At 72.5% G+C, this 16570-nt stretch carries 18 protein-coding genes; 6 read left to right on the top strand and 12 right to left on the bottom strand.

The window, feature by feature from the left end; all coding sequences use genetic code 11:
* The first annotated feature begins 132 nt into the window (after positions 1-132).
* The 3 genes from ACFHWY_RS08625 (at position 133) to ACFHWY_RS08615 (ending at position 3783) form a co-directional block, all read left to right on the top strand.
* Positions 133-762 carry a TIGR03085 family metal-binding protein gene (locus ACFHWY_RS08625; protein ID WP_416579589.1) on the top strand — a complete coding sequence of 210 codons (630 nt, stop codon included), beginning with the start codon at positions 133-135 and terminating at the stop codon, positions 760-762.
* Positions 763-885: 123 nt separating this feature from the next.
* Positions 886-1824, top strand: coding sequence for a terpene synthase family protein (locus ACFHWY_RS08620; RefSeq protein WP_416579588.1), 939 nt, complete (start codon positions 886-888; stop codon positions 1822-1824).
* 138 nt (positions 1825-1962) lie between these two features.
* Entirely contained in the window at positions 1963-3783 is a 1821-nt protein-coding gene (locus ACFHWY_RS08615; protein WP_416579587.1) for an AMP-dependent synthetase/ligase, read from the top strand.
* 94 nt (positions 3784-3877) lie between these two features.
* Here ACFHWY_RS08615 and ACFHWY_RS08610 read toward each other — a convergent pair whose 3' ends face one another.
* A complete protein-coding gene (locus tag ACFHWY_RS08610) occupies positions 3878-5335 on the bottom strand; it encodes a PLP-dependent aminotransferase family protein (RefSeq protein ID WP_416579586.1) in 1458 nt (485 codons plus the stop codon).
* 59 nt (positions 5336-5394) lie between these two features.
* On the opposite strand from ACFHWY_RS08610, the gene ACFHWY_RS08605 reads away from it, so the two are divergent.
* A complete protein-coding gene (locus tag ACFHWY_RS08605) occupies positions 5395-6042 on the top strand; it encodes a YczE/YyaS/YitT family protein (RefSeq protein ID WP_416579585.1) in 648 nt (215 codons plus the stop codon).
* 140 nt (positions 6043-6182) lie between these two features.
* A complete protein-coding gene (locus tag ACFHWY_RS08600) occupies positions 6183-6644 on the top strand; it encodes a hypothetical protein (protein ID WP_416579584.1) in 462 nt (153 codons plus the stop codon).
* A 3-nt stretch (positions 6645-6647) separates the two neighbouring features.
* On the opposite strand, the gene hisF is transcribed toward ACFHWY_RS08600, so the two are convergent.
* Genes hisF through hisD form a run of 9 tightly spaced genes read right to left on the bottom strand, consistent with a single transcriptional unit; the run spans position 6648 to position 13544 of the window.
* Positions 6648-7415, bottom strand: a complete 768-nt coding sequence (hisF, locus tag ACFHWY_RS08595) for an imidazole glycerol phosphate synthase subunit HisF (RefSeq protein WP_416579583.1) — start codon at positions 7413-7415, stop codon at positions 6648-6650.
* 58 nt (positions 7416-7473) lie between these two features.
* On the bottom strand, positions 7474-8472 hold the full coding sequence (locus tag ACFHWY_RS08590; protein ID WP_416579582.1) for an NADP-dependent oxidoreductase: 999 nt from the start codon (positions 8470-8472) through the stop codon (positions 7474-7476).
* 32 nt (positions 8473-8504) lie between these two features.
* The gene (priA, locus tag ACFHWY_RS08585) at positions 8505-9230 is read right to left on the bottom strand and encodes a bifunctional 1-(5-phosphoribosyl)-5-((5-phosphoribosylamino)methylideneamino)imidazole-4-carboxamide isomerase/phosphoribosylanthranilate isomerase PriA (RefSeq protein WP_416579581.1); all 726 of its coding nucleotides are present in this window, start codon (positions 9228-9230) and stop codon (positions 8505-8507) included.
* Positions 9231-9254: 24 nt separating this feature from the next.
* The gene (locus ACFHWY_RS08580) at positions 9255-9575 is read right to left on the bottom strand and encodes a hypothetical protein (protein WP_416579580.1); all 321 of its coding nucleotides are present in this window, start codon (positions 9573-9575) and stop codon (positions 9255-9257) included.
* A 30-nt stretch (positions 9576-9605) separates the two neighbouring features.
* Positions 9606-10280: an imidazole glycerol phosphate synthase subunit HisH gene (gene hisH, locus ACFHWY_RS08575; protein WP_416579579.1), complete on the bottom strand. Its 675-nt coding sequence runs from the start codon at positions 10278-10280 to the stop codon at positions 9606-9608.
* Positions 10277-10450 (bottom strand): hypothetical protein, encoded by a 174-nt coding sequence (locus ACFHWY_RS08570; protein WP_416579578.1) that lies wholly within the window; start codon positions 10448-10450, stop codon positions 10277-10279. The genes hisH and ACFHWY_RS08570 overlap by 4 nt, the downstream gene beginning before the upstream one ends.
* A 34-nt stretch (positions 10451-10484) precedes the next feature.
* A complete protein-coding gene (hisB, locus tag ACFHWY_RS08565) occupies positions 10485-11096 on the bottom strand; it encodes an imidazoleglycerol-phosphate dehydratase HisB (RefSeq protein ID WP_416579577.1) in 612 nt (203 codons plus the stop codon).
* Positions 11097-11136: 40 nt separating this feature from the next.
* Positions 11137-12225 (bottom strand): histidinol-phosphate transaminase, encoded by a 1089-nt coding sequence (locus ACFHWY_RS08560; RefSeq protein ID WP_416579576.1) that lies wholly within the window; start codon positions 12223-12225, stop codon positions 11137-11139.
* Entirely contained in the window at positions 12222-13544 is a 1323-nt protein-coding gene (gene hisD, locus ACFHWY_RS08555) for a histidinol dehydrogenase (RefSeq protein WP_416579575.1), read from the bottom strand. Before hisD ends, ACFHWY_RS08560 begins: the two co-directional genes overlap by 4 nt.
* Positions 13545-13650: 106 nt before the next feature.
* Here hisD and ACFHWY_RS08550 point away from each other — a divergent pair, with 106 nt between their 5' ends.
* Positions 13651-14352, top strand: a complete 702-nt coding sequence (locus ACFHWY_RS08550; RefSeq protein ID WP_416579574.1) for an LON peptidase substrate-binding domain-containing protein — start codon at positions 13651-13653, stop codon at positions 14350-14352.
* Here the strand turns inward: ACFHWY_RS08550 and ACFHWY_RS08545 are convergent.
* Positions 14264-15076 (bottom strand): DUF2567 domain-containing protein, encoded by an 813-nt coding sequence (locus ACFHWY_RS08545; protein WP_416579573.1) that lies wholly within the window; start codon positions 15074-15076, stop codon positions 14264-14266. The two genes, ACFHWY_RS08550 and ACFHWY_RS08545, sit on opposite strands and share 89 nt — an antisense overlap.
* A gap of 61 nt (positions 15077-15137) precedes the next feature.
* On the bottom strand, positions 15138-16517 hold the full coding sequence (locus tag ACFHWY_RS08540) for an AAA family ATPase (RefSeq protein ID WP_416579572.1): 1380 nt from the start codon (positions 16515-16517) through the stop codon (positions 15138-15140).
* Positions 16518-16570 lie beyond the last annotated feature (53 nt).

Raw genomic sequence — 16570 nt, 5'->3', positions numbered from 1 at the left:
TCCCTCATCCTTACCGCTGCGCGCCCGGTCCGCCGACCCACGGCGCTATGTCCGACGTCACCCCCGGCCTTCGGCCGGGGTGACGCCACATCTGGGCGGCGACCCGCCGCGCCCCGGCCTACGATCATTGTCATGCCGCGGTACGCCCGATCGGAGCGCGAGGCGCTCGCCGAGCTGATGTCCACCCTGGGACCGGACGCCCCCACCGTCAACGAGGGCTGGACCACCCGTGATCTCGCTGCCCACCTGGTCGTCAGGGAACGGCGTCCGGACGCCGGGGCGGGCATCGTGGTCGCGCCGCTGCGCGGGTACGCCGAGCGGGTCCGGTGCGAGATCGCCGCGCTCGACTGGCCCGAGCTGCTCGACCAGGTGCGGCGGCCGCCAGTATGGAGCCCGGTGAGCAACCCGCTGGTCGACGAGCTGGCCAACAATTTGGAGTTCTTCATCCACCACGAGGATGTGCGCCGCGCCCAGGCGGGGTGGCGTCCGCGCGAGCTACCGACCGGGCTGGACAGGGCGCTGTGGCGGCGTACCTCCGCTCTGGCCAGACTGGCCCTGCGCCGCTTCCCCGCCCACCTGCTCGTCCAGGCGCCCGGGCAGGGCGAGCTGGCCACCGGCCGCGGCGGTGAGCCGCTGCGACTGGTCGGTACGCCAGGCGAACTGGCCCTGTTCCTCTCCGGCCGGCAGCGGGTCGCCCGGGTGCAGCTCGACGGCGCTCCGGAGCTGGTGGATCGACTGCGCGGCGCCAGGCTGGGCTTCTAACCCTCTGTGCGGGAGCGGTCACGGCAGAATCCGAAACGTTACTCACCTGATCGTCACCCAACATGAGTGCTCCCTTACGCTGTCCGCGCCGCCTCGTGGGGGGGCGGCGCGACAGGGAGCGCGATGCGAAGCTTTGCGGTCTCGGCCCTGCGAGAGCCACCGTTCTCCGGCGCTCGGCATGACGGCACGGATCTGGTGGCCCAGGAGAGCACGGACTGGGCGAAGCACCTGGGCCTGATCAGTAACGGGCAGCGGCTACACCGGGCCGACGCCGCCGGGCTCGCCGGTCGGGCGTGCCCGCAGGCGCCCCTGGAGCGGCTACGATTGCTGACCGATCTGATCTCGTGGCTGTTCGTCATGGATGACACCTGCGACGAGGACGGCCTGGGCACCGACCCGACCCGTCTAGCGCCGGCCGTGGCCGCCCTGCTGGACGTGCTGGACCGGCACGGCGGGCCGGGTCCGGTACCGGCCGGCGCGGCCGGGCCGCTGGGTCTCGGACTGGCTGACCTGTGCCGGCGGGTCCGCGCCCACCGACGCCCGGCCGTGCTGCTGCGCTTCGTCGCCGCGATGCGCCAGTACCTGCTCGCGCTGCTCTGGGAGGCGGCCAACCGGGAACACGGGCGGGTTCCGCCGGTCGACGAGTACATCCAGATGCGCCGGCACACCGGCGCCGTGTACCCCAGTCTCACCCTGACCGACCTTGCCCTGAACGGTTTCCCACCAGCCATCCGGCGGGCTGACCCCAACTGGGCCGCTCTGGAGTCGATTTCCGCCGACCTGATCTGCTGGTGCAACGATGTCTTCTCCTACGACAAGGAGCAACAAGGCGGGCCGGACGCGCACAACCTGGTCACGGTGCTGATCCGGGAGACCGGCGACGAGTCGTTGGCGTTGCGGACCGCCGCCGACCGGTTCAACGACCGGATCGTGGCGTACCTGAACGCCGAGCACGAACTGCTGTCCAACCACGGCGGGGCGGTCCGACGGGCACTGGAGACCCGACGCAATTGGATACGAGCCACCTACGACTGGTCACGGGCGGCGGCGCGCTATGCGTGAGACGCCAGGTCCACCAGCCAGGACCGGGAGCGCGGATGATCGTCAGCACTAGCCGATGCCCGGCGCAGGCAATACCCTTCGGTAACGAATACCGACCGTGACGCCCGTCACGCCTCCACCCCGAAGGCGGCTACAGCGATGACTCTCGATGTACCGTACCGTTCCATTCCTGACATGTTCCTCAAGCGTGTGGCGGCGACCCCCGACCGCCACGCTTTCGCCCACCCCGGCCCGACCGGGCCGGTATGGCTGACCTGGGAACAGGTCGCCCAACGGGCCAAGGCGGTCGCCGCCGGCCTGCACGGCCTCGGTGTCGGCCAGGAGGATCCGGTCGCGATCCTGGCGAACACCCGACTCGAATGGGTGATCGCCGACTTCGGCATCATGTGCGCCAGCGGCGCCACCACCACTGTCTACCCGACCACCGAGCCCGACGACGCCATCTACATCATCGCCGACTCGGGCTCGAAGGTGCTCTTCGCGGAGGACCCGGAGCAGGCGGCGAAGATAGCCGGCGCCGACCTGCCCGCACTGACCCACGTGGTCCTCATCGACGGTGACCCCGACCCGTCGGCGGCAGTGCCCCAGGTGACCCTCGCCCAACTGGAGGAGCAGGGCGCCCAACGGCTGACCGAGGACCCCGACCTGGTCGACCGCCTGGTCGCGGAGATCGACCCGGACCACCTGGCGACCCTGATCTACACCTCCGGCACCACCGGCCGACCCAAGGGCGTCGAGCTGCTGCACGGCGGCTGGTGCTGGGAGGGCGTGGCGCAGGAGGCGGTGGGCCTGCTGCGCGACGACGACCTGCAGTACCTCTGGCTGCCGCTGTCCCACTCGTTCGGCAAGACGCTGCTCTGTGGCGCCACCCACGTCGGAATGCCGACGTACGTGGACGGCCGGGTCGACAAGCTGGTCGAGCTGCTCTCGGTGGTGCGTCCGACACTGATGTGCGGCGCACCCCGGGTCTTCGAGAAGGTCTACAACAAGTCCGTGACCACCGCGCAGGACGCCGGCGGCGCAAAGGCGAAGATCTTCGCCTGGGCCGTGGGCGTCGGCAAGGAAAAGGTCGCCCTGGAGCAGGCCGGCAAGCCGGTCCCCGGTGGGCTGAAGCTCAAGTACACCGTGGCCGAGAAGCTGGTCTTCAGCAAGTTGCAGGCCCGACTCGGCGGTCGCATCCGGGTACTGGTGTCCGGAGCCGCCCCGCTCAGCCCGGAGATCGCCACCTTCTTCGCCGCGGCGAACCTGCCGATCTCCGAGGGCTACGGGCTGACCGAGAGCAGCGCCGGCAACTTCGTCAACCCGCCCGACGGGCTGCGGATCGGCACCGTCGGCAAGGCGATGGGCGACCTGGAGTGCCGCACCGACACCGACGGCGAGATCCTGATCAAGGGCCGGCCGGTGATGCGGGGCTACCACAACCTGCCCGAGGAGACCGATGCCGCCTTCTCCGACGACGGCTTCTTCCGCACCGGTGACATCGGCACCCTCGACGACGACGGTTACCTGCGCATCACGGACCGGAAGAAGGACCTGGTCAAGACCTCCGGCGGCAAGTACGTCGCGCCGTCGTACATCGAGGGCATGTTCAAGGCAACCTGCCCGTACACCTCGCAGGCGGTGGTCGTCGGCCAGGCGCGCAACTTCTGCACGATGCTGGTGACGCTGGACCCGGACGCCATCGTCGGCTGGGCCGCCGGCACCCCGATGGAGGGTCGCTCCTACACCGAGATCGTCGCCTCGCCGGAGGCAAAGGCCATGGTCGAGGAGTACGTCGCCCAGCTCAACAGCAAGTTGAACCGCTGGGAAACCATCAAGAAGGTCACCATCCTGCCGCGGGACCTGACCATCGAGGACGGCGAGATCACCCCGTCGCTGAAGATCAAGCGCCGTGGCGTGGAGAGCAACTTCTCCGCCGAGATCGACAAGATGTACGCGGGCACCGTCGCCGAGGTCTGACACCCGGTTTCCGTCGCCTCTTTCGCCGATCTAGGGCCTATCGTCGTCATCGGAGATCAACGAGCGACTTTTGTCCCTAGATCGGCGAGGCGGGTCAGGCGATGACGCTGGGTTCCCGCCATTGGGGGGCACCGGTCCGGTCCAGGTCGTAGCGGACGGCGGCGATCCGGCCGACCGCCTCCACCAGGTCGGTGGCCGGCAGCGTGAAAGGCAGCCTCAGGAAGCGTTCCAGCGTGCCGTCCAAGCCGAACCGCGGGCCGGGGGCCAGGCGTACGCCGATTTCCTCGGCCGCCCGCGCCAACGCGCTGGAGATCGGCCCGTCCAGCTCGACCCAGAGCGTCACGCCGCCTCGGGGGACGATGACCCGCCACTGTGGCAGCCGGGCGGCGAGCGCTCCGAGCAGCGCGTCCCGCTGGACGGCCAACTGCCTGTGCCGGGCGGCCACGATGGCCGGCGCGACGTCCAGCAGGTGCACGGCGACCAGCTGGTCCAGCACCGGGCTGGACATGTCGACGCCCACCCGCGCGGCGGCCAGCCGCTGCACCTGCGGTGCGGAGGCCCGGATCCAGCCGATCCGCAGGCCGCCCCAGAACGGCTTGCTCATTCCGCCGATGCTGACCACCCGGGAGTGCCGGTCGAAGCTGGCGGTCGGCGGCGGCAGTTCGGTCCCGTCCAGCGGCAGGTCGACGAAGGACTCGTCGATCACCAGGTCGGTGCCGACGGCGTGTGCGGCGGTCACCAGCCGCTCGCGCAGCTCGGCCGGCATCAGGTGCCCTGTCGGGTTCTGAAAGTCGGGGATGAGGTAACCGACCCGCGGACGCACCTGCCGCAGCGTGCCCAGCAGTAGGTCCGCATCCCACCCGGTGGCGTCGGCGGCCAGGCCGTAGGTGGTGATCCGGGCCCGCCGGGCGGCGAGTGCCGCGAGGGCGTTCGGGTAGCTCGGCGACTCGACCAGGACCCCGCCGCCCGGCGAGAGCGCCAATCGCAGCACCAGGTCCAGCGCGTGCTGGGTGCCGTTGGTGACCATGATCTGGTCGGGCGAGGTGGGAAGGCCCCGCTCGGTGTAGCGCTGGGCGACCGCCTCCCGCAGCTCGATGATCCCGATCGGGTGGTACCCGGCGCCGCCGAGATACCGGGGCAGGTCCTCGGCTGCGGCGCGGGCCGCCGGGAGCAGCTCGGGCGGGGCGGCCAGCGCGGCCACCCCGAGGTCGAGCATGTCCTGGTCGTCCAGCGGGATCCACAACCCGTTGGGTGCCACCCGGTGCGTACCGGGCAGCATCGTCCAGCTGCCCGCGCCCCGCCGGCTGGCAAGATGCCCGCTGTCACGCAGTTCGCGGTACGCGGCGGTGACGGTGGTGCGGCTGATCCGCAGCGCCTCGGCGAGGTCGCGCTCGGCGGGCAGGCGTACGCCCAGGGGCAACCGCCCGTCGGCGAGCAGACCGCGGACGGTGCCGGCCAGCGCCGCGTAGTCGGGACTGCGTCGCCGGCCGGGCAGGGCATGCCACTGCCCGAGCAGCCGGGCCAATTGGACCCCGCGAAGCTGACTGGCCATGGCCACTCCTCCAGTATTGGCTATGTACGATCGCCAATTGGCCCCTCAGGGTGGCATGCGTGGCACTGATTGGCAACATTCGACACCGGCCAGCTCGGCGGCTCACCCAACTGTTCGTCGGGCTCCTCCTCTACGGGTTCAGCATGGCGCTGATGATCCGCTCCGAGCTCGGCCTGAACCCGTGGGACGTGTTGCATCAGGGGCTGTCCCGGTTGACCGGCCTGAGCATGGGCACCGTGGTGATCGCGGTCGGGGCTCTGGTCCTGCTCACCTGGATTCCACTGCGGCAACGCCCGGGCATCGGCACCGTGGCCAACGTGGTGGTCATCGGCCTGGCGGTCGACGCCACCCTGGCCCTGCTGGCACCCGGCGGGCCGCTCGCCGGCCGCGTCGTCCTGCTGGTGTCCGGGATCGTCGGCAACGGCGCGGCCACCGCCCTGTACCTGGGTGCCCGGCTCGGACCCGGCCCCCGCGACGGGCTGATGACCGGGTTCACCGCCCGCCGACCCGGCCGGTCGCTGCGCCTGGTCCGCACCGCCATAGAGATCGGCGTGCTGGCCGTGGGTGCGCTGCTCGGCGGGACGGTCGGTGTCGGCACTATCGCGTACGCGCTGACCATCGGGCCGCTCGCCCAACTGTTCCTGCCCTGCTGTGACGTCCCCGGGCCGGCCGTCCCGGAACGGATCGAGGCGGCGCCCGCCAACTGACCGGCACGCAGCGCCGTGCCGTCCACCGGGCCGCGCCAGATCCGGCCACCCACCCCACTCTACGAAATTGTTTCGTAACCGGCAGTGGCAGTATGGCGTGCGGTGTTTCGTCAAGCCGGATCGCCCGGCAGAATCTCCGCATGGGGGACAACACCTGGGGTCGCACCGACGCATGGATCTTCGTCTCGTTGGTGATCGCCAGCGGCGCCGGGCGCCATCGACGGTCACCGACCACCCGCCGCCCCGAGGGGGTACGCCTCACCGACGTGCTCTCCACCGCCGACCACCTCGACCGGAGCATTCCCGAACGCCTCGACGTGGAGAAGGCGATCCGCCGCTTGCTCGGTGCCGGTCTGGTCGACGTCACCGACGGATGGTTCCGGCTCACGCCCAACGGGGAACACCTCTGGCGTTCCCGGCCCAGCGCCGGACTGGCCACCACCGTCGACACCGTCCAGGGAGTGCTCAGCCGCCGGACCACGCCGGGCACCGCGGAATGGCACCTCGACGAGGCCGACCACGCGGCTGCCGTGCAGGAATACCTGGTGCGGTCCATCCCGATGCCCCGCCGCCCCCCCGAGGGCCACTCCGACCGCGGCTGAGCGTCAGCGCACCGCGTGACCGGCGCCCCGCAGCACATCCTTGACCTGACCCACCGTCAGCTCCCCGAAGTGAAAGACGCTGGCAGCGAGGACGGCGTCGGCGCCAGCGCCGATCGCCGGGGGAAAGTGGGCCACCTCGCCCGCGCCGCCGCTGGCCACCACCGGCACGTCGACCACCCGGCGCACCGCGTCGATGAGTTCGAGGTCGAAACCGGCCTTGGTGCCGTCGGCGTCCATCGAGTTGAGCAGGATCTCCCCGGCACCCAGCTCGGCCCCGCGCCGCGCCCACGAAACAGCGTCCAGCCCGGTGCCGCGCCGCCCGCCGTGCGTGGTGACCTCGAACCCGCTCGCGGTGGTGCCGGCCGGCGCCCGGCGGACGTCCAGCGAGAGCACCAGCACCTGCCGTCCGAACCGCTCCGCGATCTCCGCCACCAGCTCGGGCCGGGCGATCGCCGCCGTGTTCACCCCGACCTTGTCGGCGCCGGCACGCAGCAGGACGTCCACGTCCACGACCGTGCGGACACCACCGCCGACGGTCAGCGGGATGAAGACCGACTCCGCCGTGCGCCGCACCACGTCGAGCATCGTGCCGCGATCGCTGGCGGAGGCGGTGACGTCGAGGAAGGTCAGCTCGTCGGCGCCCGCCCGGTCGTACGCCGCGGCCAACTCCACCGGGTCGCCCGCGTCCCGCAGTTCGAGAAAGTTGACGCCCTTGACCACCCGTCCCGCGTCCACGTCGAGACAGGGGATCACCCGCACCGCCACCGTCATGCCTTCAGCCTAACGCTGGGCGGGTGGCGGCGGCCGGACCGGGACCGGCCGCGGTGGATCACACCCGCACGAGCATCTTGCCCAGATTCTCGCCCCGCAGCAGGCCGAGGAAGGCCGCCGGGGCGTTCTCCAGGCCGTCGACGATCGTCTCGTCGTAGCTGAGGGTACCCTCGCGCAGCCAGCCGGAGACCTCCCGCACGAACTGCTCCCGCAGGCCCCCGTGGTCGGTGACGAGAAGGCCACGCAGGGTCAGCCGCTTGCCGATGACCTGCGCCAGGTTGCGTGGCGCCGCCGGCGGCTCAGTGTCGTTGTAGTGCGCGATCATGCCGCAGAGAGCCGCGCGGCCGTGCGGGTTCATCGCCGAGATGGCCGCCTCCAGATGCTCGCCGCCGACGTTGTCGAAGTAGACGTCGACCCCGCCGGGAGCGGCGGCGCCGAGCAGGTCGCGGACCGGACCGTCGTGGTAGTCGAAGGCGGCGTCGAAGCCGAGCGCGCGAAGCCGCTCGACCTTGGCCGCCGAACCGGCGCTGCCGATCACCCGGCCGGCACCCCTGAGCCTGGCGATCTGGCCGACCACGCTGCCCACCGCGCCGGCGGCACCCGAGACGAAGACCGTCTCGCCCGGCTTCATCGCGGCCACCTCCAGCAGCCCCGCGTACGCGGTCAACCCGGTCATGCCCAGCACTCCGAGGTACGCGGTCAGCGGCGCGAGACCCGGCTCGACCTTCCGGGCAGCCTTCGCGTCGAGCAGCGCGTACTCCCGCCAGCCGAGGGCGTGCAGCACGATGTCACCAGGGGCGATCCCGTCGGATCCGCCAGCCACCACCTCGCCGACCGCGCCGCCGTCCAGCGGCGCGTCGAGGGCGAACGGCGGCACGTAGGAGCGCACGTCGTTCATCCGCCCCCGCATGTACGGGTCGACCGAGATGTACTGGTTGCGGACCACCAGCTGCCCCGGCCCGGGTACGGGCACCTCACTGGCGACCAGCCGGAAGTTGTCCCCGGTGGGCCAGCCCTGCGGGCGGGAGGCCAGATGGATCTCACGGTTGCCGCTCACGTACGTGTCCTTTCCGATGCGGTCGGACGGTCTCAGGGTCGGGCGAGAACCGCCAGTGCCTGCGCCACGGTGAACGCTCCCGCGTAGAGCGCCTTGCCGGCGATCACCCCTTCCACCCCGGTCGGCTCCAGCGCGGCCAGCGCGCGCAGGTCATCGAGAGTGGAGACGCCGCCTGAGGCGATCACTGGGGCGTCGGTGCGGGCACACACCTCGCGTAGCAGGTCCAGGTTCGGCCCGCGCATGGTGCCGTCCTTGGTGATGTCGGTCACCACGTACCGCGACGCTCCGGCCTTGTCGAGCCGCTCCAGCACCTCGAACAGGTCGCCACCGTCGCGGGTCCATCCGCGCGCCGCCAGCGTCCGGCCCCGCGCGTCCAGCCCGATCGCCACCCGGTCACCGTACTCGCCGCAGATCCGGTCGCACCACTGCGGATTCTCCAGCGCGGCGGTGCCGATGTTCACCCGCGCCGCACCGGTGGCGAGCGCGGCCCGCAGCGACGCGTCGTCGCGGATGCCACCGGACAGCTCCACCCGAACGTCGAGGCGGCGCACCAGTTCGGCGAGCAACCCGGCGTTGGACCCGCGACCGAACGCGGCGTCGAGGTCGACTAGGTGGATCCACTCGGCACCGTCACGCTGCCACGCCAGGGCGGCCTCCAGCGGGTCACCGTAGGTGGTCTCGCTGCCCGCGGCGCCCTGCACCAGCCGGACGGCCTGGCCGTCGGCGACATCCACGGCAGGCAACAGGGTGAGGCTCATGTGTCTTTTTTCCCTCTCACGTAGTCAACGGCGGTCCAGGGCGATCACCACGATCACCGGCAGTACGAGCAGCAACAGCACGATCAGCACTAGGCGCAGGGCCAGGTCGGGCACGAGCACCCAGATGAGGATGATCGCCGCCAACGTCAGCGCCACGATGGTGGCACGTTCCCGCCGTGAGTACCTCGGCAGCCGCCCCGTACGACCACGGCGCACCGTCGGCACCAGCCGGCGGACCAGCGCCCTCCGCCGGGTCCGCCGGGCCAGCGCGCGTTCCCGCCGCACCCGGCGACGGGCAGCCTCCGCCTCACGGACCGCCCGGCGCTGGGCCCGTTCCTTGCTCATCGTGACCTCCGGCGCGGGTCGCCCACCGGATCAGCCACCGGCCGGCACCGTGTTCAGCCAGTTGCGCAGCAGGGCGGCGCCGGTGTCGGCGGACTTCTCCGGATGGAACTGGACCGCCGACAGTGGTCCTCGCTCCACCGCCGCGACGAAGTCGCAGTCGTGGTGGGCCGTGGTCACCCCGGCCCCGGCGGCGGCCAGCGCGACGGCGTCGCCGACGGCGTACGAGTGGACGAAGTAGAACCGGCTGTCCACGGGCAGGCCCGCGAAGAGCACGGATCCCACCGGCGCCTGCACGGTGTTCCAGCCCATGTGCGGCAACCGGACAGCGGCCAACCGGGTGACGCTGCCCGGCAGCAGACCCAGCCCCTTGGTGACCACACCGTGCTCGTCGCCGGACTCGAAGAGGATCTGCATGCCCACGCAGATGCCCAGCACCGGCCGGCCGGCGGCGACCCGCCCGGCGACCACCGGTCCGGCGCCGAGCGCCTCGATGCCGGCCATGCAGGCGGCGAACGCGCCCACCCCGGGCACCACCAGACCGTCGGCGTCGGCCGCGACGGCAAGGTCACCGGTGACCTGCACGTCAGCTCCGGCGGCGGCCAGCGCCCGCTCGGCGGAGCGCAGGTTGCCCGAGCCGTAGTCGAGCACCACGATCCGACGCCGGCCCGCCGGGGAACCCGATCCGCCGGGGACCCGCGCCGTCACGATCCGTCCCCGGGCAGCAGCCAGAGCACGCCGGCGGCCGTGGCCAGCAGCGCGAGCAGCCCGGTGACGACCACCGCGCCCCGGGGCGCCCCCTGCCGGTGCAGGGACAGCGCCCCGCCGACCAGCACCCCGGCCAGGATCAGCAGCAACGTGGGCAGCACGCCGCTCACCGCCGCCACCGCCGCGAAACGGTGCCCGGGCCGCTCACAGCGCACCCTTGGTGCTGGGGATCGCGCCAGCCACGCGGGGGTCCACCGCGGTGGCCTCCCGCAGCGCCCGGGACACCGCCTTGAACTGCGCCTCCACCACGTGGTGGGCATCCGGGTTACCGCCCGGCCGGGCCGCTCGCAACACGTCCACGTGCAGGGTGATCCGGGCCGCCTGGCCGAAGGACTCCCAGATGTGCCGCGTCATGCTGGTCGGGTAGACCGGCCCGATGTACGGCGCCAGCGGCGGCTCGTCGTGCACGACGTACGGGCGGCCCGACAGGTCGACGGCGGCCCGAACCAGCACCTCGTCCATGGGTACGGTGGCCGAGCCGTACCTTCGGATGCCGGCCTTGTCCCCCAGCGCCTGATCGAAGGCGGCGCCGAGAGCCAGCGCGGTGTCCTCCATCGTGTGGTGGGCGTCGATTTCCAGGTCACCCACCGTCCGCACGGTCAGGTCGAAGCCGCCGTGCCGGGCGATCTGGTGCAACATGTGGTCGTAGAAGCCAACCCCGGTGCTGATCCCGGCCACGCCGGTGCCGTCGAGGTCGACCTCGACCAGGACCTTGGTCTCCTTGGTGATCCGCTCCACCCGGGCGGTCCGGCTCATGGCGTGCCTTTCATCGGTCGCGGCTGCGGGACAGGTGCGCTCACGCCGCAGCCTCACTGAGTATCCTGTCGACGGCGGCGAGGAAGGCGTCGGTCTCGGCGGGGGTGCCGGCGGTGACCCGCAGCCAGCCGGGCACACCGACGTCGCGTACCAGCACACCGTGGCCCAGCAGTGCCCGCCAGGCGGCCGACTGGTCGCCGCCGACCTCGTACAGCACGAAATTGGCGTCGCTGTCGGCGACCCGCAGGCCGCGGCGGCGCAGCTCGGTGACGATCCGGTCGCGCTGCTGCATGATCGCGGCGACCGTACCGAGCAGGGCGGCGCGGTGCGCCAGCGCGGCCCGGGCGGCGGCCTGGGTGAGCGCGGAGAGGTGGTACGGCAACCGGACCAGCTGCACCGCCGCCACCACCGCCGGGTCGGCGGCCAGGTAGCCCAGCCGGCCGCCGGCGAACCCGAACGCCTTGCTCATCGTCCGGGTCACCACCAGCCGCGGATGCCCGGCCAGCACCGCCAGCGCGCTGGTCGTGCCCGGCCGGGCGAACTCCGCGTACGCCTCGTCGACCACCACCATGCCGGGCGCGACGTCGAGCACGGCGGCGATCACCGCCGGGTCGAGCGCGGTGCCGGTGGGGTTGTTCGGCGAGCAGAGAAAAACCATGTCCGGGCGGTGCCGGCGGACCTGCGACACCGCCTCCTGCGCGGTCAGCCCGAAGTCCACACCGCGGAGGGCCGGTTCCCAGCGGGTGCCGGTACCCAGGGCCAGCAGCGGGTGCATCGAGTACGCCGGGGTGAACCCGAGTGCGCTGCGACCCGGCCCGCCGAACACCTGGAGCAGCTGCTGCTGGACCTCGTTGGAGCCGTTGGCCGCCCAGACCCCCTCGGCGCTCAGCCCGTGGCCGAGGTAGCCGGCCAGGTCGGCCCGGAGCGCCAGCGCGTCCCGGTCCGGGTAGCGGTTCAGGTCGCGCAGCTCGGCGGCGACAGCCTTGCCGATCGCCTCGACCACCGGCTCCGGCACCGGGTAGGAGTTCTCGTTGGTGTTCAGCCGCACCGGCACGTCCAGCTGCGGCGCACCGTACGGCGACAGCCCGCGCAGGTCGTCGCGGATCGGCAGCTCGTCCAGACCAGTCATGCGGGATCACCGAACCGGGCGGTGACGGCCTGGCCGTGCGCCGGCAGGTTCTCCACGTTCGCCAGGGTGACCACGTGCCCGGCGACCTCCCGCAGCGCCGCCTCGGAGTACTCCACCAGGTGGATGCCGCGCAGGAAGGACTGCACCGACAACCCGGAGGAGTGCCGGGCGCATCCGCCGGTGGGCAGCACGTGGTTGGAGCCGGCGCAGTAGTCGCCCAGCGAGACCGGCGAGTACCCGCCGACGAAGATCGCACCGGCGTTTCGTACCCGCATCGCCCACTCGCGCGCGTCGGCGGTCTGGATCTCCAGGTGCTCCGCGGCGTACGCGTCGACCACCCGCAGCCCCGCCGCCAGGTCGTCGACCAGCACCACCCCGCTCTGCTCGCCGCCCAGCGCGGTGGCGACCCGTTCGGCGTGCTTGGTCGCCGGCACCTGCCGCGCCAGTTCCCGGTCCACCGCGTCGGCCAGCGCGACCGACGGGGTGACCAGCACACTGGCCGCGAGCGGGTCGTGCTCGGCCTGGCTGATCAGGTCGGCGGCCACGTGCCCCGGGTCGGCGGTGTCGTCGGCCAGGACCGCGATCTCGGTCGGTCCGGCCTCGGCGTCGATGCCGACCACGCCGCGCAGCAGCCGCTTCGCCGCGGTGACCCAGATGTTGCCCGGACCGGTGATCATGTCGACCGGCGCGCAGTGCGCGCTGCCGGCGAAGTCCACCGCGCAGCCGTACGCCAGCATCGCCACGGCCTGCGCGCCGCCGACGGCGTACACCTCGTCGACGCCGAGCAGCGCGCAGGCGGCCAGCACCCGCTGGTCGGGCAGGCCGCCGTTGTCCTGCTGGGGCGGGCTGGCCACCACCAGCGACCGGACTCCGGCCGCCTGGGCGGGCACCACGTTCATCACCACGGTGGACGGGTACATCGCCAACCCGCCGGGGACGTAGAGGCCGACCCGGTCGACCGGTACCCAACGCTCGGTGACCGTGCCGCCCGGCACGACCTGGGTGGTGTGGTCGGCCCGGCGCTGCTCGTCGTGCACCCTGCGGGCCCGGGCGATCGACTCCAGCAGGGCGGCACGGACCTGCGGGTCCAGGGTGCCCTCCGCCGCCGCGATCGCCTCGGTGGGTACCCGCAGCGACTCCGGTGCGACCCCGTCGAACCGTTCGCTTGCCTCGCGGACCGCCGGGTAACCATGCTCACGGACCGCGGCCACCAGGGGACGGATGCGCTCGACGGCCACCGAGACGTCGAGTCGGGCACGTGGCAGCAGGTCACGCGGGTCCGCCTCGGCGGCACCACGAAGGTCCATCCGGTTCAACACCCCTGCGAGTCTAGGCTGCCCGCGACGGGCCGACCGACGCCGCCCGCCGTCCGGGACGGTGAGCCGGGACACTCCGCCGGCCGCCGATCGGGCTACGCTCGATCACGTGACCGCACGGCTGCCGGTGTTCCCGCTCGCCACGGTGCTCTTTCCCGGGCTGGTGCTACCGCTGCACATCTTCGAGGAGCGCTACCGCGCCCTGGTCCGCCACCTGGTCGGGCTGCCGGAGGGAGCGGCACGCGAGTTCGGGGTGGTGGCCATCCGCAGTGGCTGGGAGGTCGCCCCGGCCGCCGGCCGGGCCGTGCCCGGCACCGATGAGGTGACGCTGCACGAGGTCGGCTGCACTGCCGAGCTGCGGCAGGTCACCGAACTCGCCGACGGCGGCTTCGACATCGTCACCGTCGGGCGGCGGCGGTTCCGGATGGCCGACGTCAACCAGCACTCCGCGCCGTACCTGACCGCCCAGGTGCAGTGGCTGCCCGAGCCGGACGGCCCAGACGCCGCCGCCGGGGCGCTGGCGGCGCGGGTGATCGCCGTCTTCCGGCAGTACCTCGGCCTGATCCAGGCCGAGCCGGGCCAGCTGACCGAGCAACTGCCCGAGGACCCGACGGTGCTCTCCCATCTGGTGGCCGCGACCGCGGCGCTCACGGTGGCCGACCGGCAGCGGCTTCTCGCCATCGACGACACGGCAGCCCGGCTGCACGCCGAGCTGCGGCTGCTCAACCGCGAGGCGGCTCTGCTGCGCCAGGTGCGGGCGGTTCCGGTGCCGCTGGCGGAGCTGGCCAGGACGCCGCCGACGGCGAACTGACCTCGTCCGCCGGCTCGCCGGCCGGGCCGGCCGGCGGGTGACCGGTGAGCCAGGCCGGGTTGGGCTCCGGCTCGGGGCGCAGCGACGGCCACCGCGACCAGCCGGCCAGCAGGGTGTACGCCGCCGCCGCGCCGAACGCCGGCAGCAACAGGTTGCCGTACGGCACCGGCAGCACCCCGAGGAACAGCTCGACCCCGCCGGCCCTCAGACCCGCCGGCTTGGTCAGGGGCGTCCCGTCCGGTGCGGTCTCCAGCAACCGCTGGTAGCCGGCCAACCCGATACGGCGACCCACCTGCCAGGCGACGACTCCGGTGGCGAGCCCGCCGACCACCACGGCGAACAGCCCGACCGGTCCTCGGCGACGGCGTAGCACGAACCACACCACGAGCCCGGCGAGCACCCCGAAGGCCAACCCCAGCAGGCTGAACCATCCATCGGCGGCGACCGGCTGTTCCGGCTGCGGCTGTCCGTAGACCGCTCCGTCGCCACTCTTGATCACCGGGGTGGCGGGCGCGAGCGCCGCCCAGAGCAACCCCAGCGGGGCACCCAGCACCGCGAGGACCAATACCGTCACCGCACCGACCGCCACCACGCGGGCGGGACGGCGCTGTGGCTGCGGCTCGTCGGGCGATGCCGGTACGGGCGGTTCGGCGGCGGGGGTGTCCGGGCTCACCCGATGATCCTCGCAGTTCCCCGCGCGAGCCGTGCACGGTGTCGGCGCCAAGGGTTGCGACGCGGCTTTTCCGCGACGACGCGGCCTTCCGCCGTCCGGTCCCGGCGGCCCGTCAACTTCCGAAGGGTTCCAGCATCGCCGAGGCCGCCCGCAGCCACGCCTGCCGGGTCTCGGCTTGGAGCTGGTGGTACTCGATCGAGGAGCCGGTCTCCAGCGTCGGGTCGTACGGCACCACAGCCACCGCCCGCGTCCGGCTGGCGAAGTGCCGCTCCAGGTCATCCTGCAACGGCAGCCGGCCGGGCGTGGGGCAGGAGATCAAAGTGACCGCGTTGTCGGCCAGCTCACCCATGCCCTCCTCGTGTAGCAGGTCGAGCATCCAGTCGGCACTGAACGCGGCGTCCTCCCGTGGCACGGTGGTGACCACGAGCTGGTCGGCGGCCTGCATCACGGCGCGCCAGTTCGGACTCTCCACGTTGTTACCGGTGTCCACGCAGATCACGTCGTGGGTGCGGCGCAGCAGTTCCAGCACCCGCTTGACGGTGAACTGGTCCAGCCGCTGGGCGAACCGAGGGCTCTCCTCGCCGGCCAGCACGTCGTACGAGCCGTCGGAGGCGTGCCGAAGGTAGTCGTCGAGGATCTCCAGCAGCTCCGCGCCGTCGCGGATCTCGATCTGTGCCAGTTCGGCGACCAGATGCCGGATCGTGCGGGCGTGCCGGGCACTGCCGGCCCGCAGCCCGAGGGTGCCGCGCAACTCGTTGTCGTCCCAGGCCAGCACGCCACGCCCGCGTACGCTGCCGACGGTGGCCGCGGCCAGCACGGTGGCCGTGGTCTTGTGGACGCCGCCCTTGGGGTTGGCGAAGGCGATCACCCGCGGTGTGCCCAGGTCCCGGCGGAGCACGGCAGCGGCCCGTTCGAGTTCGCTGTTGACGCCCCGTGCCCGCCACTCGATGCGCCCCGGACGGCCGGCCACCGCCGGTGACGGGGTGGACGGCGGCGGCGCGGGTGCCGGCGTGACCGGTGCGGGCGTGACCGGTGCCGGTGACACGGGCTGGTAGCCGCCGTTGTCCAGCAACGCGTACCGGGACTCCGCCGGTGGCGCGGCGTGCCGGTAGCCGTTGTCCAGCAGGGTGTAACGCGACTGGACCGAATCGGGGCGGCGCGGCTCCGGCACCGGCGGGTACGGAGGCTGCCCCCGGTGGGGCTGGGGCGGGCGTGCCGGCTCGGGCCGGTAGCCGGGATCTGGCCGGTAGCCGGGATCGGCGCCGTACGACCGATCTGCCGGCGGCCCGACCGGGGGTACCCGACCGGCGAAGCCGGAGCCCGGCCCCCGCCGCGGCAACGGCTCGGGCGATGCCGGTGGAGCCTCTTCCGCCGGCCGTTCAGCGGCCGGCGGCTCGTTGCTGCGACCGCCGAGGCGGGCTCGGTCGAGCAACGCCCGCCATCGCGGTGCCGGTTCGGCGGGTCGTCCCCAACCGGTCTCGCTGCCGTCCACGGCTCGCCTCCCCAGCGCTTCGGTTTCCGTCTGACAGGCTACGAACGAAAGCC

The organism is Micromonospora sp. LOL_024 (assembly GCF_048060415.1).
In the GTDB taxonomy this organism is placed as follows: domain Bacteria; phylum Actinomycetota; class Actinomycetes; order Mycobacteriales; family Micromonosporaceae; genus Micromonospora.
Note: the sequence above shows the minus strand (reverse complement) of the source record. Positions and strands in the feature narration are given on the sequence as shown.

Bases quoted from the DNA above. Each gene is read 5' to 3' on its own strand.
- ACFHWY_RS08625 (WP_416579589.1), top strand. From the start codon at position 133: ATGCCGCGGTACGCCCGATCGGAGCGCGAGGCGCTCGCCGAGCTGATG.
- ACFHWY_RS08620 (WP_416579588.1), top strand. From the start codon at position 886: ATGCGAAGCTTTGCGGTCTCGGCCCTGCGAGAGCCACCGTTCTCCGGC.
- ACFHWY_RS08615 (WP_416579587.1), top strand. From the start codon at position 1,963: ATGACTCTCGATGTACCGTACCGTTCCATTCCTGACATGTTCCTCAAG.
- ACFHWY_RS08610 (WP_416579586.1), bottom strand. From the start codon at position 5,335: ATGGCCAGTCAGCTTCGCGGGGTCCAATTGGCCCGGCTGCTCGGGCAG.
- ACFHWY_RS08600 (WP_416579584.1), top strand. From the start codon at position 6,183: ATGGGGGACAACACCTGGGGTCGCACCGACGCATGGATCTTCGTCTCG.
- hisF (WP_416579583.1), bottom strand. From the start codon at position 7,415: ATGACGGTGGCGGTGCGGGTGATCCCCTGTCTCGACGTGGACGCGGGA.
- priA (WP_416579581.1), bottom strand. From the start codon at position 9,230: ATGAGCCTCACCCTGTTGCCTGCCGTGGATGTCGCCGACGGCCAGGCC.
- ACFHWY_RS08580 (WP_416579580.1), bottom strand. From the start codon at position 9,575: ATGAGCAAGGAACGGGCCCAGCGCCGGGCGGTCCGTGAGGCGGAGGCT.
- hisB (WP_416579577.1), bottom strand. From the start codon at position 11,096: ATGAGCCGGACCGCCCGGGTGGAGCGGATCACCAAGGAGACCAAGGTC.
- ACFHWY_RS08560 (WP_416579576.1), bottom strand. From the start codon at position 12,225: ATGACTGGTCTGGACGAGCTGCCGATCCGCGACGACCTGCGCGGGCTG.